Raw genomic sequence first — 15,183 nt, forward strand, 5'->3', positions numbered from 1 at the left:
GGGAGCGACGTCGGTGATCACACCGCACCCCCTTCGGCGACCGAGGAACCCTTGCGGCCGGCGAGCGCGCGGCCCACCCTCCGTTGTTCGGCCGCGAGGTCGGCCCGGCGCACGATCTCGTACGCCACGACGACCGACAGCACGATGATGCCCTGCATGATCGTCGCGATCTCCTTGGACACGTTGATCTGCTCCAGCGACACCGCGGAGGTGTCGAGGAACGCCCACAGCAGCGCGCCGAGCGCGATGCCGCCGGGGTGGTTGCGGCCCAGCAGCGCGACCGCGATGCCGGTGAAGCCGTACATCTGCGTCGCGGTGATGCCGTAGCTGTAGTCGCGGCCGAGCAGTTCCGGCATCGCGACCAGGCCGGCGACGCCACCGGAGAGCAGCATCGCGATCAGCGTCATCTTCTTGGCGTTGACGCCGCCCGCGGCGGCCGCGGTGGTGGACTCGCCGGACGCCTTGAGCTCGAAGCCGAACCGCGTGCGGTTGAGCATGAACCAGTAGGCCCCGCCGACGATCGCGGCGATGAAGACGAACCCGAAGAGCGTGCCCGAGCCGAGCGGGATACCGGGGATCCGGCCGGACGGCTCGATCACGCGGGTGCCGATGTTGTTGCCCCGCTGCACGCCGAACTGGTCGGCGTTGATGAGGAACGCGATGATCCCGGCGACGATCGCGTTGAGCATGATCGTCGAGATGACCTCGCTGACCCCGCGGGTCACCTTGAGGATCGCCGGGATCGCCGCGTAGGCCATGCCTGCCACGATCGCGACCAGCAGGATCGCGACGACGTGGATGACCGGCGGCAGCTTCATCGCGCCGCCCGCGATGGCGGCGACGACGGCGGCGAAGCGGTACTGGCCCTCGACCCCGATGTTGAACAGGTTCATCTGGAAGCCGATGGCGACCGCGAGCCCGGACAGGTAGTACACGGTCGCGAGGTTCACGGTGTCGACCGCGGTCGAGCCCTTGAACATCTGGCCGATCATCGTGCCGTACGCCTGCAGCGGGTCGGCCCCGGAGATGATCAGTGCGATCGCCGACAGCAGCACGGCGAAGACGATCGCCAGCAGCGGCGGCAGCAGTTTCGTGCGCCAGGAGGTCATTCTTCGTCACCCTCTCCCGCGCCGGTCATCGCGGAGCCCAGTTCCTGCGGGGTCACGGTGGCGGGGTCGGCCTCGCTGACGAGCCGCCCGCGCAGCATGACGCGGATCGTGTCGGACAGGCCGATCAGCTCGTCGAGGTCGGCGGAGATGAGCAGCACGGCCAGGCCGTCGGCCCGGGCCTGGCGGATGTTCTCCCAGATCAGCGCCTGGGCGCCGACGTCGACGCCGCGCGTGGGGTGCGACGCGATGAGCAGCACCGGGTTGCCCGAGAGCTCGCGCCCGACGATCAGCTTCTGCTGATTTCCGCCCGATAGCGCCGCGGCCGGAACGTCGATGCCCGGGGTGCGGACGTCGTAGTCGCGGACGATCCGCTCGGTGTCCGCGCGGGCGCCCGCGATGTCGAGCAACTGTCCTTTGGAGACCGGTTCGCGGGTCTGGTACCCGAGCATCCGGTTGACCCACAACGGTTGTGTGAGCAGCAGGCTGTGCCGCGTGCGGTCTTCGGCGATGTAGCCGATGCCGGCCTCGCGCCGGGCCAGCGTGCCCGCCTTGGTGAGGTCGCGGGCCTTGCCGTCGGCGTCGACCAGCTCGATCGTGCCCCCGGTCGGCTTCCGCATGCCCATGATGGTCTCGACGAGCTCGGTCTGGCCGTTGCCCTCGACACCGGCGACGCCGAGCACCTCGCCCGCGTGCACGGTGAAGGAGACGTCGTCGAGCGCGTTGCGGTCCGAGCCCTCGGCGCCCAGCGTCAGCCCGGACAGGCGCAGCACGGCGCGGTCGGTGACGGTGGACTCGCGGGTCTCCGGGCTGGGCAGCTCGGAGCCGACCATCATCTCCGCGAGCTGGCGGGAGGTGATGGTCTTCGGGTCGGCGGTGCCGACGGTGGTGCCGCGCCGGATCACCGTGACGGTGTCGGCGATCGCGCGCACCTCGTCGAGCTTGTGCGAGATGAAGAGGAACGTGTAGCCGCCGGCCTTCATCTCCCGGACGGTCTCGAAGAGCGCGTCGACCTCCTGCGGCACGAGGACCGCGGTCGGCTCGTCCAGGATGATGATCTTCGCCCCGCGGTAGAGCACCTTGACGATCTCGACGCGCTGGCGGTCGGCGACGCCGAGCTCCTCCAGCAGCGTCTCCGGCTCGGCGTGCAGGCCGGTCCGCTCGGCGAGCTCGGCCAGCCGCGCGCGGGCGGCCCGGCCGATGCCGTGCAGGGCCTCGGCGCCGAGGAACACGTTCTCGCCGACCGTGAGGTTGTCGGCGAGCATGAAGTGCTGGTGCACCATGCCGATGCCGGCGCGGATGGCGTCCTGCGGGTTGCGCAGCTTCACCTCTTCGCCGTTGATCGCGATCGTGCCCTCGTCCGGCGGCTGCATGCCGTAGAGGATCTTCATCAGGGTGGACTTGCCGGCGCCGTTCTCGCCACAGATGGCGTGCACCTCGCCGGCGGCGACGGTGAGGTTGACGTCGGAGTTGGCCACCACACCCGGGAACCGTTTGGTGATCCCGGTCAGCTGGACGGCGGGGACGCCCCGGTCGGGGACGGCCTCGGCCGGGGCCTCGGCAGTGCTCATGGGCGGGAGGATTCCATATCTCTGGAACGCGTGAGGGGCCCGGAGGGAAATCCCTCCGAGCCCCGGCACGCGTTGAGCTACTTCTGCGGCTTGTCCGAAACGGTGATCGCGCCCGAGATGATCTGGGCCTTGTAGCCGTCCAGGACGTCCTTGATGTCGTCGACCTTGCCGCCGGAGGTGGCGTAGCCGACGCCGTCGACCTTGAGGTCGAACCGCTTCGGCAGGGTCGTCAGGTCACCCTTGGCGACGGCCTGGATGTAGTCGAACACCGCGACGTCGACCCGCTTGAGCATGGACGTGATGATGACGTCCTTGTCGGCCTCGACGGTCTTCTGGTTGTACTGGTCGGAGTCGACGCCGATGGCCAGCGCGTTGCCCGCCTTGGCGGCGTCGAAGACACCCTTACCGGAGGCGCCGGCGGCGTGGTAGATCACGTCCGCGCCCTTGGCGATCTCGGCCGCGGCCTTCGCGTTGCCCTTCGGCGGGTCCTGGAACCCGGAGAAGTCACCGGCCGGGGTCAGGTACTCGTCCTCGATCTTGATCTTGGACGAAACCGTCTTCGCGCCCTGCAGGAAGCCGGCCTCGAACTTCTGGATCAGCGGGGTGTTGACACCGCCGACGAAGCCGACGTGGCAGTTCTTGCTCTTGTACGCGGCGGCGACGCCGGCCAGGAACGAGCCCTGCTCCTCGGCGAAGACCAGCGGCGTCACGTTCGGCAGCTGGATCGAGTCGTCGTCGACGATCGCGAACTTCGTGTTCGGGTACTTGGCGGCGACGGCCTTGACCGAGTCCGCGTAGGCGAAGCCGACCGCGACGATCGGGTTCAGGCCCTGCGAAGCCATCTGGTCGAGGCGCTGCTGCTTGGCCGACTCGGCCTCGCTGGCACTGGCGGTGCTCTCGTTGACCGTCGTGACGCCGAGCTCGCTCTTCGCCTTGTCGGTGCCCGCGGCGGCGGCGTCGTTGAACGACGCGTCACCCCGGCCGCCGACGTCGAAGGCCAGGCCGATCTTCAGCTGGCTGCCGTCGACCTTCGCCCCGGCGGCGGTCGAGCTGCTCGCGGCGGCGGGCGCGGCCGGCGGCTTCTGCGCGGTGACGCAGTCGGAACCGCCCGTCGAGGCCGCGGTGTTGTTCGAGCTGTTACCACCGCCGGAATCCTTGGCGCACCCGGCCAGGGTGAGCACCCCGGCCATGGCCGCGGCGGCCAGCGCGGTTCCACGCATGCGACGCAACGTGTGTCTCCCTCCCCGCTGATCCAGCGGATGGTCAAGGGCACGGCCCGGCCCTACTGCCGGGTCGACCGCCAGACCGTACCCGCCGGACCGGAAGGCGCCATAGGAAAGGCACGCTACGTAACACAAACGTTTACTCACGAGCCGCGCGCGCGACGAACTGAACACCGAACGTGATCATCATGGCGACCCAACGCAGCTTTCGCTGCTTCAGCGGCGCTCACGACCACTCGAAAGGCCGTTTCGCGTAACTCAGTGTGCCAGGCGGACCAAGGAATGGACCACGTCGATCACTCTCTGAGATGACGGCTCGTGGCGCTACCAGGAGCCGCTCGCGTGGACCCGGTAGACGACCGTCGCGTGCGGCGGGACGTCCGCGGAGATCCGGTCCGCCGTCCGGAGGTCGCGGTGCGCCCAGACGTCGCGGACGGTGTAGCTCCCGGAGCTCGGCAGTCCGGCGGCGGCCGCGGTGGTGCCGATCGCGGCAGCGGACGTCGTCTCGTTGAACAGCGCGATCGCCACGTCACCGCCGTTTAAGGGCTTGGCGAACACCCAGTGTCCGTCCTGGTTGGACAGCACCCGCGCCTGGACGCCGCGGCGGTCCTGGTCGAGCGCGATGACCTCTCGGTTGCGCAGGACGTCGAAGTTCTCGGCCGACACCTTGCGCAGGTCGGCGCCGATGAGCAGCGGCGCGGCCATCATCGCCCACAGCGAGAAGTGCGAGCGGTACTCCTCGGCGGTCATCCCGCCGTTGCCCACCTCGAGCATGTCGGGATCGTTCCAGTGCCCCGGCCCGGCGTACGGCGCCAGCGGCGCGTTCGCCTTGAGGATCTGGAGCATGCTGGCCCAGTCGTCCCTGATGTCGCCGGTGGTCCGCCACAGGTGCCCGACGTCGGCACCCCACGTCCACGGCTGGTTCTCGCCCCACTCGCAGATCGAGTACACGATCGGGCGACGCGTCTTCTTCAGTGCGTCGCGCATCTTCGTGTAGCGCTCCAGCGCCGGCCGGCCTTGGTTGTCGCAGTTGTCGTACTTGAGGTAGTCGACGCCCCAGTCCGCGAACGTCTGCGCGTCGACGTCTTCGTGGTCGAGCGCGCCGGGCATGGTCTTCGCGCAGGTCAGCGTCCCCGCGCTGGTGTAGATGCCGAACTTCAGCCCTTTCGAGTGGACGTAGTCGGCGAGCGCCTTGATGCCGCCGGGGAACCGGGCCTTGTTCGCCTGCAGGCGCCCGCCGGCGTCGCGCTCGGGCTCGGCCCAGCAGTCGTCGACGTTGACGTACTCGTACCCGGCGGCCTTGAGTCCTTTGTCGACGAAGATGTCGGCGGTGTCGCGGATGAGCCGCTCGTCGACGGCGCAGCCGGTGGTGTTCCAGTTGTTGAAGCCCATCGGTGGCTTCAGCGCCAGTCCGCCGGGAAGTGCGTGCGCGGGCGTGACCGACACCACGGGCAGCAGAGCCGCGACGGCGATCACGAGGCCGAGTCGTCGCATCAGAATGTCACCCCATCGTGAGAGATCCGACGTTTGTCCGAGCGATGCCGTCGATGCGGCCTCGGTTGGTCACGGGCTCTCCTAGAGGTCAGATCTCCGCTTACTGGGACGGCATCGAGTACCCCGCCGCCGAGTGCGCTGCACCACACCGCCGGGTGGCGGTGCGGGAGTGCCGGTGTCTGGTCCATCACAGAGAGGAACCCGGAGGTGAGCCGCGTTCCGGGTGCGGGTCTAGCATCCGATTCATCCAGGCTCGATGACGTTGACTTCGGCACAGCCGCCGTTCCCGCGGCGGCAGCGGACCTCACGGCCACCGGGCGCACAGTCAGACGTTGGAGGCCGTTCACCGATGTCCACCACGGCGAGCACCGCCCCAGAGGCGGCGGCGAGCGATCGGGCGGGTGCCTCACGCCGGCAGGGGACCTTCTACCGGGGCGACCCCGGCATGTGGTCCTGGGTGCTGCACCGCATCACCGGCGTGCTCACATTCTTCTTCCTGTTCGTGCACGTGCTCGACACCGCGCTGGTGCGCGTGTCGCCGAACACCTACGACCAGGTCATCGAGACCTACAAGACGCCGATCGTCAACCTCCTGGAGGTCGGGCTGGTCGGGGCGGTGCTGTTCCACGCGCTGAACGGCATCCGCGTCATGCTGGTCGACTTCTGGTCGAAGGGCCCGAAGTTCCAGAAGACGATGCTCTGGGTGATCGGCGTGGTCTGGGTCGTGGTGATGGTTCCGGGTGCGTTCTTCATGCTGAAGCGCACCGCCGAAATGCTCTTCAGGGGTAACTGACATGGCCGAGTCGCTCACCCTCGACAAGCCGCGCTCGCCGAAGCGCCCGGCCGCCCGCCGGAGCAACTTCGAGCTCTACAGCTGGCTGTTCATGCGGATCTCCGGGATGGCGCTGATCATCCTGGTGCTCGGCCACCTGCTGATCATGAACATCCTCGACGGCGGCGTGCACCGGATCAACTGGGGCTTCGTCGCCGGCCGCTGGGCCTCGCCGTTCTGGCAGTTCTGGGACCTGCTGATGCTGTGGCTCGCCGAGATCCACGGCGGCAACGGCCTGCGCGTCATCATCGACGACTACGCCCGCAAGGACAGCACGCGGTTCTGGCTGAAGATCGTGCTCTACGTCTCGATGGTGCTGATCCTGGCCGTCGGCACGATGGTGATCTTCACCTTCGACCCGAACATGCCCGCGAACTGAAGCCCCGGAGACCTCCCACCATGCAGTTCCACAAGTACGACGTGGTGATCGTCGGCGCCGGCGGCGCCGGCATGCGCGCGGCCATCGAGTCCGGTCAGCGCGCCCGCACCGCGGTCCTCACCAAGCTCTACCCGACCCGGTCCCACACCGGCGCGGCCCAGGGCGGCATGTGCGCTGCCCTGGCGAACGTCGAAGAGGACAACTGGGAATGGCACACCTTCGACACGATCAAGGGCGGCGACTACCTGGTCGACCAGGACGCCGCCGAGATCATGGCGAAGGAGGCCATCGACGCCGTCCTCGACCTCGAGAAGATGGGCCTGCCGTTCAACCGCACGCCCGAAGGCAAGATCGACCAGCGCCGCTTCGGCGGGCACACGCGTGACCACGGCAAGGCCGCGGTCCGCCGCGCCTGCTACGCCGCGGACCGCACCGGCCACATGATCCTGCAGACGCTGTACCAGAACTGCGTCAAGTACGGCACGGAGTTCTTCAACGAGTTCTACGTGCTCGACCTGGTCACCACCCCGGACGAGAACGGCAACCCGGTCGCCTCCGGCGTCGTCGCCTACGAGCTGGCCACCGGCGAGCTGCACGTCTTCCAGGCGAAGTCGATCGTTTTCGCCACCGGCGGCGCGGGCAAGATCTTCAAGACGACGTCGAACGCGCACACCCTCACCGGTGACGGCCTCGGCATCATCTTCCGCAAGGGCCTGCCGCTGGAGGACATGGAGTTCTTCCAGTTCCACCCGACCGGCCTCGCGGGCCTGGGCATCCTCATCTCCGAAGCCGTCCGCGGCGAGGGCGGGATCCTGCGCAACGCCTCCGGCGAGCGGTTCATGGAGCGCTACGCCCCCACCATCAAGGACCTCGCGCCGCGCGACATCGTGGCGCGCTCGATGGTGCAGGAAGTGCTGCAGGGCCGGGGTTGCGGCCCGAACAAGGACTACGTCGTCCTCGACGTCACGCACATCCCCGAGGAGACGCTGAACGCGAAGCTCCCGGACATCATGGAGTTCTCCCGGACCTACCTGGGCGTCGACCCGGTCAAGGAGCCGGTGCCGGTCTTCCCGACCTGCCACTACGTGATGGGCGGCATCCCGACCAACGTCCACGGCGAAGCGCTGCGGGACAACGAGAACGTCATCCCGGGTCTGTACGCCGCGGGCGAGGTCGCGTGCGTGTCGGTGCACGGCTCGAACCGGCTGGGCACGAACTCGCTGCTCGACATCAACGTGTTCGGCCGCCGCGCCGGCATCGCGGCCGCGGAGTACGCGCTGTCGCACGAGCACGTCGAGCTGCCGGAGAACCCGACCAAGCTGGTGGAAGAGCAGCTGGCGGGTCTGCTGTCGGAGCACGGCGACGAGCGCGTCGCCGACATCCGCAAGGAAATGCAGCAGACGATGGACTCGCACGCGTCGGTGTACCGCACCGAGGACACGCTGAAGCAGGCGCTGACCGACGTCCAGGCGCTCAAGGAGCGGTACCAGCGGATCACCGTGGCGGACAAGGGCAAGCGGTACAACACCGACCTGCTCGAAGCCGTCGAGCTGGGCTTCCTGCTGGAGCTGGCCGAGGTCCTGGTCGTGGGCGCGCTGGCCCGCAAGGAGTCCCGCGGCGGCCACGCCCGCGAGGACTACCCGAACCGCGACGACACGAACTTCATGCGCCACACCATGGCCTACAAGCAGGGCACGGAGCTGTCCTCGGACATCCGGCTCGACTACAAGCCCGTGACCTTCACCCGCTACGAACCGATGGAGCGGAAGTACTGATGACTACGGCTACTGCCGACTCGGCCACCGCCGCCTCGGACGAGCACACCCCGATCACGGTCACGCTGAAGATCCTCCGGTTCAACCCGGAGGTCGACTCGGAGCCGCACTGGGAGTCCTACGACGTCCCGGCCCAGCGCACCGACCGGCTGCTGAACCTGCTGTTCTACGTCAAGGACTACATCGACGGGACGTTCTCGTTCCGCCGCTCCTGCGCCCACGGCGTCTGCGGGTCCGACGCGATGCAGATCAACGGCATCAACCGCCTGGCGTGCAAGGTCCTGATGAAGGACCTGCTCGAGAAGGACGGCAAGAAGACCACGATCACGATCGCCCCGATCAAGGGCCTGACGACGTTGAAGGACCTCTACGTCGACATGGACCCGTTCTTCGAGGCATACCGCGCGATCAAGCCGTACCTGATCACGTACGGCAACGAGCCGACCCGCGAGCGCATCCAGTCCCAGGCCGACCGGGACCGTTTCGACGACACGACGAAGTGCATCCTGTGCGCCTGCTGCACGTCGTCGTGCCCGGTGTACTGGAACGACGGCTCGTACTTCGGCCCGGCGGCGATCGTCAACGCCCACCGGTTCATCTTCGATTCCCGCGACGAGGGCTCGGAGGAACGCCTGGACATCCTCAACGACGCCGAGGGTGTCTGGCGCTGCCGCACGACGTTCAACTGCACGGACGCCTGCCCTCGAGGGATCCAGGTGACCAAGGCGATCCAGGAAGTGAAGCGCGCCCTGCTGTTCAAGCGCGTTTGAGTTCGAGGAAAGGGCCCTCCGGCGCAGGTCGCCGGAGGGCCCTTTTTTGTGCGGTGCGAGTACGCGACCGGCGGCGCTCTGCCGCGGCAGACACCAACGCCTCTGCCGCGGCAGAAATCACTCTGCCGCGGCAGAAAAGAAAAAGACCTGTCCTCGCCGGACGGGCAGGCTCTGGGATGACCCCTCCTCGCCGCTGTTCTCTCGCGTTTTCGAGGTGGGCCGCTGGGTGGTCATCCCGTCGCCTGACCGAGGCCTATCACTTTGAGCCGGGCCCGCAAGCTTGCGCTGTTCTCCCGCGTTGGCCTGTGGGTTGCGGGCCCGGCTCAAAGTGATTTGACGGCCTCAGGCGACGGGATGACCACCCTGCTCCTTTGTTGTTGTCAGCGCACTGCGTCCAGGGCGTCTACCAGGCCGTGGCCGTAGTACGAATTGTTCTTTGCCGGGCCGGTGCACTCCGTTTCGGTTGCCGCGCACTTCACCGCGTCCGCTTCGCCCTCCAGAACTCGGGCCAGCAGCTGGGGCGGGATTCCGCGGAAGCGGGAGGCGATCAGGGCCGCGACGCCCGCCGCGTGCGGGGAAGCCATCGATGTTCCGCACTTCGAGCCGTAACCGCCGCCTACCACCGATGACAGCGGGCACGATGGGCCTTCACCGGCTGGGGGCGTCTGGCCGAAGTCGCCTCCCGGGGCCGTCACGTCGATCTCGCCGTAGTTGCTGAACGAGGACTTCGTGCCCTGGTAACCCACCGACGAGACCTTCACAACCCCGTCGATCGCCTTCGGGAGGATGCCGCACGACGAATCGACCGGGTGGGGGCGGTTGGGGTCGGTGGTCTGGGCCGTCGTGTCGAAGCCGGAGTTGCCCGCCGCCGCCACGTTGAGCACGCCTCGGTGCGTCGAGTACTGGACCGCGCGGCGGACCGCTTCGAACGCCGCCGCGTCGCCCGGCTGCTTCGGGCAGTAGAACATGCCCGGGTCGATGTAGTAGCTGTTGTTCGTCACCGCGAAGCCGTGCTCGGCCGCCCAGACGAAGCCGCAGACCGCCGACTCCGGGAAGATGTAGCCGGCGTCGTTGACCACCTTCACCGAGGCCAGGCGCACGCCCGGCGCGACACCCGTGAAGCCCGCCGCCGGGTCCTTGCCCGCGATCGTGCCCGCCACGTGCGTTCCGTGGTCCGACGTCGTCGGCTGCCACGAGGCCGGCGTCAGATCCGGGGCCCCGGTGACACAGCCCGCCGACGAGCGAGCGTCGATGGCGTTGCGAAGCGCTGGGTGCGTCGCCTCGATGCCCGAGTCGAGCACGCCGACCGTCACCGCGCGGCTGCCCTGGTAGATCTTGTTCGCTTCCGGCGCGTGGATCGCCTTCATGTCCCACTGCTGCGCGGACAGGTCATCGGCGGCGGCGACCGACCGCGTGTCCTCCAGCGTCCGCACCGCACCGAGCGACCGGGCCGAGGCCGCGGCGCCCTGGGAAGCCACGTCCTTGGCGCCCGAATAGGCCCGGTAGACGCCGATCTTCTCCTGGAAGTCCGCATTGCGCGAGCTGGCGATGGCGACGCCGATCGGGGCGTAGTACGCGACCTTCGTGCCGCACTTGGCCGCCAGCTCCTTGTCAACGGCCGACGCGCGAGTGCCCGGCTGGTACGTCACGACGTAGGTGTACGGCGTGCTCGTCGTGTCGCAGGCGGCCGGCGCGGCCTCCGCGGCCGGGGCCGCCGCGAACAGGCCGCCTCCGACGGCCAGCACGAGCGGGGCCGCCATTCGACGTAAACGGGACATTCCACCTCCAGAGTCTGTGGCGCCAACCTAAACCGGCTCCGGAGGCCGCGCCACCGACCAAAGTCAGGAGGAAACGCGCGAAGTGGCCCGCACCCCGCGCCAGCCGAGTACGCCGATGACCGTGCCGAGCACGAACGACACGACGGTCAGCACGGCGTGCACCACGAAGTAGGCGGTCGGCGCGCCGTCGGGGGTCCAGGCCCGGTCGCTGTCCCACAGGTTCTTGGCGAAGGTGATCCAGATGATCCACGACCACACACCGAAGGCCAGCAGGAACAGCGAGGTGCCGCGTGAAATGCGCATGCCCCAGAGTATGCGGCGGCGGTCGCGGCGCTAGATTGCGTGGGTGCACTCCGTTGTCTCCCGGTCGCTCAAGGTCTTCACGACGACGCTCGCCGCCGCCCTCCTGGCCCTGAGCACGCCGGCGCTGGCGGCCGCGGCGCAGCAGGGCCAGTGCGCGAACCGCCAGGCTCCCCCGCCGCCGGTCGACACGTCGGAGAAGCCCGCGCCGGGCAAGCAGGTCCCGGCGCCGCTGCCCGTGCCCCCGGTCCCGGTCGGCGGCGCCCGGATGGCCGAGTGCGGCCTGATCACCCCGGACGGCGCGCTCAACCCGCCGGACGGCAACACCGCGGCGTCGTGGCTGGTGCAGGACCTCGACACCGGCGCGGTCATCGCGGCCAAGGACCCGCACGCCCGGCAGCGGCCCGCGTCGCTGATCAAGACGCTGCTCGCGCTGGTCGTGGTCACCCAGCTGAACCCGCAGCAGCCGATCGTCGCGACGAAGGAGGACGCCGAGCAGGAGTGCACCTGCGTCGGCCTCGTCGCCGGCGGCCAGTACACCGTCGACCAGCTGCTGCACGGCCTGCTGATGCACTCGGGCAACGACGTCGCGCACACGTTCGCCACGGCGCTCGGCGGGGTCGACTCCGCGGTGGCGAAGATGAACGCGCTGGCCGCGAAGATCGGCGCGCTCGACACGCGCGCGGCGACCCCCTCGGGCCTGGACGGGCCGGGCATGTCGACCTCGGCCTACGACCTCAGCCTGATCTTCAACTACGCGATGAAGCAGCCGGAGTTCGCGAAGGTCGTCGCGACGAAGAACTTCGAGTTCCCGCCGGCCGGCGGCAAGCCGGCCATCCCGATCTACAACGACAACAAGCTGCTCGGCGTCTACCCCGGCTTCCTCGGCGGCAAGACCGGCTTCACCGACGACGCGCGCCACACCTACGTCGGCGCGGCGCAGCGCAAGGGCAAGCGCCTCGCGGTCGTCATGCTGCGTGCCGAGCAGAAGCCGACCAAGGTGGTCGACCAGGCGGCGAAGCTGCTCGACTACGGCTTCGCGCTGGAGGACGACCGCGCCGTGCCGGTCGGCCAGATCAGCTACCAGCCGCCGGCCCCGACGACGGCGACCAGCGATGACCCGTCCGTGCTCGCCGACGGCGGCACCGGCCACGGCGGCACGTCCGCGGCCGCGCCGGCGGCGAAGGAAGACCCGTTCGGCGTCACCGGCTGGATCATCACCCTGGTGGTGTTCCTGATCATCGTCGGCGGGTTCGTGGTCGGGCACCAGCGCAAGAAGGCCGCGGGCTAGCGGAAGCCGGGTCCCGGTTCGGGGGTCACCCGATCGGTGGTGATCGCGCCCCCGCAGTGTCCACAAGCGACGTACGTCCCGCCGACCTTGCCGCAGTCGTGGTGCCGCAGGAGGATGGGCGGTCCTTCCGGTCCGGCGAGGTGCTTGTCGCCCCACTGCATGAGCGTGACGACGGCACCGAAGAGGTCCCGCCCGGCGGCGGTCAGCACGTACTCGGGCACCGGGTCGACGCGTTCGAGCACCCCGGCGTCGACGAGGGTCTTCAGCCGGGCGGACAACGTCGGGCGCGGGATGGCCAGGTTGCGCGCGAACTCGCCGTAGCGGCGCACACCGAAGAAGGTTTCGCGCAGAATGAGCAGGCTCCACCGCTCGCCGACCAGGTCGAGCGCGCGGCCGACCGAGTCCGCACTGAACCGGTGCTCGAGGCCGGTCACAGCTGGTCCGTCCGCGCCGGGACGCCCAGCAGGAGCTTGCCGGACAGTTCGTAGCTGGCCGGGTTGACCTGGAAGTGGGCGGTCGCGGTGTGCGCATCGCGGAACCGGCGCTGCAGCGGCGAAGTCTCGTAGATCGCCGCGCCGCCGCCGAGGTCGTACATGCTTCCGGCGACCTTCGCGGCGGTGCGCGTCACGTGCGTGGCGGCCAGGCGGAGGCCCAGCTTGAGCGCGTCCGGTACCGGTTCGGGGCCCTGCGCGGCCTGCCAGGCGTCGTCGATGCTGCGGTAGAACAGCAGCCGCGCCGCCCGCAGGTCCGCTTCGGCCTCCGCGACGGCGGCCTGGGTCGCCGGCCGTTCGGCCAGCGACCGGCTGGAGCCGAGCGGCTTGCGCGTCGAGGCGAGCTCGACGAGGTCGTCGATCGCGCCGCGCGCGTTGCCCAGCGCGGCGGCCGCGACCGACAGCGCGAAGAAGCCGAAGAGCGGAAACCGATGCAGCGCCACGGCTTCCGGCGGCGGGCCGGCCATCACGGAGAACACCCGGTGGTCCGGGACGAAGAGGTCATCGGCAACGCAGTCGTGGCTGCCGGTGCCGCGCAGGCCGGTGGTGTGCCAGGTGTCGAGCACTTCGAGGTCGGCCTTCGGCAACGCGGCGACGTAGAGCGCTTTCTCGTGCACGAACCCGGCGAAGAGCCAGCCGGCGTGCGGAATGCCGCTGCAGAACGCCCACCGGCCGGTCACGACGTACCCGCCGTCGACCTTCCGGCCGGTGCCGCGCGGCGCCCAGACCCCGGCGGCGACCGTGCGCGGGTCGCCGAAGACCTCCTCGGCGCACTTCCGCGGGGCGTAGGCCGAGAGCAGACTGCTCGTGACGGCGATCGAAACGCACCACCCGGCGGAGGCGTCCCCGCGCGCGACCGTCTCGGCGGTTTCGAGGCTGACGGCGGGCGGTGCTTCGGGGCCGCCGAGGTGACCGGGGACGCCGGTGCGGAACAGCTGGGCGTCGGTCAGCTTCGCGACCAGCTCCGGCGGGAGCGCGCGCTGCCGCTCGGTGACGGTCGCGAGGGTCCTGGCGAGGTCGGCGCACTCGCGGGCGGCGTCCAGCAGCACAGAAACTCCTCCGGTTCAGTTTTCTTACCGGTTCAGTTTCTTTACTGGCAGGATCGGTGTCAAGACTTCCGACGGCCGCCCAGCCACGCGAGCAGCGCACCCGCGCTGAAGGCCCCGGCCACGGCGCCGAGACCCGGCCCGCGCTGCACCGTGACGTTCTGCTCGAGCAGGACCGGCGGTGGCGGCGCGATGACCTTGCGCTCGTTCTCCTTGGCGGTCGCGGTCCACGCCGTGATGAGCAGGAGGAAGCGCGAGACGAGGTTCGCGAACACGAGCAACCCGATGACCGGCCCGAACAGCGCGGCCGACGGCGACTTCGTGACGCTGGCCAGGTAGATCGAGCCGACCTGCTGCAGGATGACGAACCCGACGGCGGCGACCACGGCGCCCTTGACGGCACTGCGAAGGGCGACCTGCTCCCGCGGCAGGCGGGCGATCACCCAGACGAAGACGAGGGTGTTGGCGGCCAGGCCGAGCACGATGGTGGCCCCGCGGAGCAGGACGATCGCCCAGGTGGCGTGTTCGAGCCCGACGAGTTCGAGCAGGAACTGCCCGACCCCGCCGCCGACCGCGGTCAGCGCGAAGGAGACGACGAGGGCAACCCCGAGCCCGATCAGCGCGACGAGGTCCTTGAGCGTCTGCTTGACGATCGGCTGCGGTTGTTTTTCCTGGCCCCACTGCGCGGTGAGGGCGTCCCGCAGGTTCGACATCCAGCCGATGCCGGAGTAGAGGGCAATGAGCAGGCCGAAGATCCCGATCCCACCGCCGGAGTCGAGCGCGCCCTTGACGATGCCGTTGACGAGGTCCTTGAGACCTTCGGGAACGGAGTTGTTGATGCCGTCGGTGATCTTGGTGATGATCGTCTGGTCGTGGTTGACGACCAACCCGACCACGGCGAAGGCGACCATGAACAGCGGGAAGACGGAGAGAACGCTGAAGTAGGTGATGGCGGCGGCGTAGTGGTTGCCGTACCGCTCGGTGAAGGCGTCGTTGGCCCGGATGAGGTGATCGAGCCACGGGTACTTCCGCCGCAGCCGCGGAAGCAGCTTTTCCTTCTCTTCGTTCGCCACCGTGAAACGCTAACCACGGTGCGTGCACCCCGCAACGCGAGCGGCTCAGGTGAG

At 69.1% G+C, this 15,183-nt stretch carries 13 protein-coding genes and 1 pseudogene; 5 read left to right on the forward strand and 9 right to left on the reverse strand.

Annotated elements, in window-relative coordinates:
* Positions 1–17 precede the first annotated feature (17 nt).
* The 4 genes and pseudogenes from IE317_RS19940 to IE317_RS19955 all read right to left on the reverse strand — a co-directional run.
* Positions 18–1,109, reverse strand: a complete 1,092-nt coding sequence (locus tag IE317_RS19940) for an ABC transporter permease (protein WP_191312207.1) — start codon at positions 1,107–1,109, stop codon at positions 18–20.
* Entirely contained in the window at positions 1,106–2,677 is a 1,572-nt protein-coding gene (locus IE317_RS19945) for an ABC transporter ATP-binding protein (RefSeq protein WP_191312209.1), read from the reverse strand. The genes IE317_RS19940 and IE317_RS19945 overlap by 4 nt, the downstream gene beginning before the upstream one ends.
* 77 nt (positions 2,678–2,754) lie before the next feature.
* Positions 2,755–3,897 (reverse strand): BMP family lipoprotein, encoded by a 1,143-nt coding sequence (locus tag IE317_RS19950; RefSeq protein ID WP_191312211.1) that lies wholly within the window; start codon positions 3,895–3,897, stop codon positions 2,755–2,757.
* Positions 3,898–4,135: 238 nt separating this feature from the next.
* Positions 4,136–5,394: pseudogene (locus IE317_RS19955) on the reverse strand (glycoside hydrolase family 27 protein); the annotation flags it as partial.
* 349 nt (positions 5,395–5,743) lie between these two features.
* Here IE317_RS19955 and sdhC point away from each other — a divergent pair.
* The 4 genes from sdhC to IE317_RS19975 are packed head-to-tail and all read left to right on the forward strand — an operon-like array spanning position 5,744 to position 9,150.
* Positions 5,744–6,187 carry a succinate dehydrogenase, cytochrome b556 subunit gene (gene sdhC, locus IE317_RS19960; protein ID WP_191312212.1) on the forward strand — a complete coding sequence of 148 codons (444 nt, stop codon included), beginning with the start codon at positions 5,744–5,746 and terminating at the stop codon, positions 6,185–6,187.
* 1 nt (position 6,188) lies between these two features.
* The gene (locus IE317_RS19965) at positions 6,189–6,605 is read left to right on the forward strand and encodes a succinate dehydrogenase hydrophobic membrane anchor subunit (protein ID WP_191312215.1); all 417 of its coding nucleotides are present in this window, start codon (positions 6,189–6,191) and stop codon (positions 6,603–6,605) included.
* Between the two features lie 20 nt (positions 6,606–6,625).
* Entirely contained in the window at positions 6,626–8,380 is a 1,755-nt protein-coding gene (gene sdhA / locus IE317_RS19970) for a succinate dehydrogenase flavoprotein subunit (RefSeq protein ID WP_191312217.1), read from the forward strand.
* Positions 8,380–9,150: a succinate dehydrogenase iron-sulfur subunit gene (locus IE317_RS19975; protein WP_191312219.1), complete on the forward strand. Its 771-nt coding sequence runs from the start codon at positions 8,380–8,382 to the stop codon at positions 9,148–9,150. The genes sdhA and IE317_RS19975 overlap by 1 nt, the downstream gene beginning before the upstream one ends.
* A gap of 380 nt (positions 9,151–9,530) precedes the next feature.
* Here the strand turns inward: IE317_RS19975 and IE317_RS19980 are convergent, their stop codons facing one another.
* On the reverse strand, positions 9,531–10,928 hold the full coding sequence (locus IE317_RS19980; RefSeq protein WP_191312221.1) for a S8 family peptidase: 1,398 nt from the start codon (positions 10,926–10,928) through the stop codon (positions 9,531–9,533).
* Positions 10,929–10,991: 63 nt separating this feature from the next.
* The gene (locus tag IE317_RS19985; RefSeq protein ID WP_191312222.1) at positions 10,992–11,231 is read right to left on the reverse strand and encodes an SCO4848 family membrane protein; all 240 of its coding nucleotides are present in this window, start codon (positions 11,229–11,231) and stop codon (positions 10,992–10,994) included.
* Positions 11,232–11,274: 43 nt separating this feature from the next.
* Between IE317_RS19985 and IE317_RS19990 the strand changes: the two genes are divergently transcribed.
* Entirely contained in the window at positions 11,275–12,519 is a 1,245-nt protein-coding gene (locus tag IE317_RS19990) for a D-alanyl-D-alanine carboxypeptidase family protein (protein ID WP_191312224.1), read from the forward strand.
* Here IE317_RS19990 and IE317_RS19995 read toward each other — a convergent pair.
* From IE317_RS19995 to yhjD, 3 genes are read right to left on the reverse strand one after another with little or no spacing between them, the layout of a single operon-like run.
* A complete protein-coding gene (locus IE317_RS19995) occupies positions 12,516–12,953 on the reverse strand; it encodes a winged helix-turn-helix transcriptional regulator (protein WP_191312225.1) in 438 nt (145 codons plus the stop codon). The two genes, IE317_RS19990 and IE317_RS19995, sit on opposite strands and share 4 nt — an antisense overlap.
* Positions 12,950–14,059, reverse strand: coding sequence for an acyl-CoA dehydrogenase family protein (locus tag IE317_RS20000; RefSeq protein ID WP_191312227.1), 1,110 nt, complete (start codon positions 14,057–14,059; stop codon positions 12,950–12,952). Before IE317_RS20000 ends, IE317_RS19995 begins: the two co-directional genes overlap by 4 nt.
* 59 nt (positions 14,060–14,118) lie before the next feature.
* Positions 14,119–15,129, reverse strand: a complete 1,011-nt coding sequence (gene yhjD, locus IE317_RS20005) for an inner membrane protein YhjD (protein ID WP_191312230.1) — start codon at positions 15,127–15,129, stop codon at positions 14,119–14,121.
* Positions 15,130–15,183: the final 54 nt, after the last annotated feature.

Source organism: Amycolatopsis bullii, assembly GCF_014654205.1.
Taxonomy (GTDB): domain Bacteria; phylum Actinomycetota; class Actinomycetes; order Mycobacteriales; family Pseudonocardiaceae; genus Amycolatopsis; species Amycolatopsis plumensis.

Bases quoted from the DNA above. Each gene is read 5' to 3' on its own strand.
- IE317_RS19940 (WP_191312207.1), bottom strand. From the start codon at position 1,109: ATGACCTCCTGGCGCACGAAACTGCTGCCGCCGCTGCTGGCGATCGTC.
- IE317_RS19945 (WP_191312209.1), bottom strand. From the start codon at position 2,677: ATGAGCACTGCCGAGGCCCCGGCCGAGGCCGTCCCCGACCGGGGCGTC.
- IE317_RS19950 (WP_191312211.1), bottom strand. From the start codon at position 3,897: ATGCGTGGAACCGCGCTGGCCGCCGCGGCCATGGCCGGGGTGCTCACC.
- sdhC (WP_191312212.1), top strand. From the start codon at position 5,744: ATGTCCACCACGGCGAGCACCGCCCCAGAGGCGGCGGCGAGCGATCGG.
- IE317_RS19965 (WP_191312215.1), top strand. From the start codon at position 6,189: ATGGCCGAGTCGCTCACCCTCGACAAGCCGCGCTCGCCGAAGCGCCCG.
- sdhA (WP_191312217.1), top strand. From the start codon at position 6,626: ATGCAGTTCCACAAGTACGACGTGGTGATCGTCGGCGCCGGCGGCGCC.
- IE317_RS19975 (WP_191312219.1), top strand. From the start codon at position 8,380: ATGACTACGGCTACTGCCGACTCGGCCACCGCCGCCTCGGACGAGCAC.
- IE317_RS19980 (WP_191312221.1), bottom strand. From the start codon at position 10,928: ATGTCCCGTTTACGTCGAATGGCGGCCCCGCTCGTGCTGGCCGTCGGA.
- IE317_RS19985 (WP_191312222.1), bottom strand. From the start codon at position 11,231: ATGCGCATTTCACGCGGCACCTCGCTGTTCCTGCTGGCCTTCGGTGTG.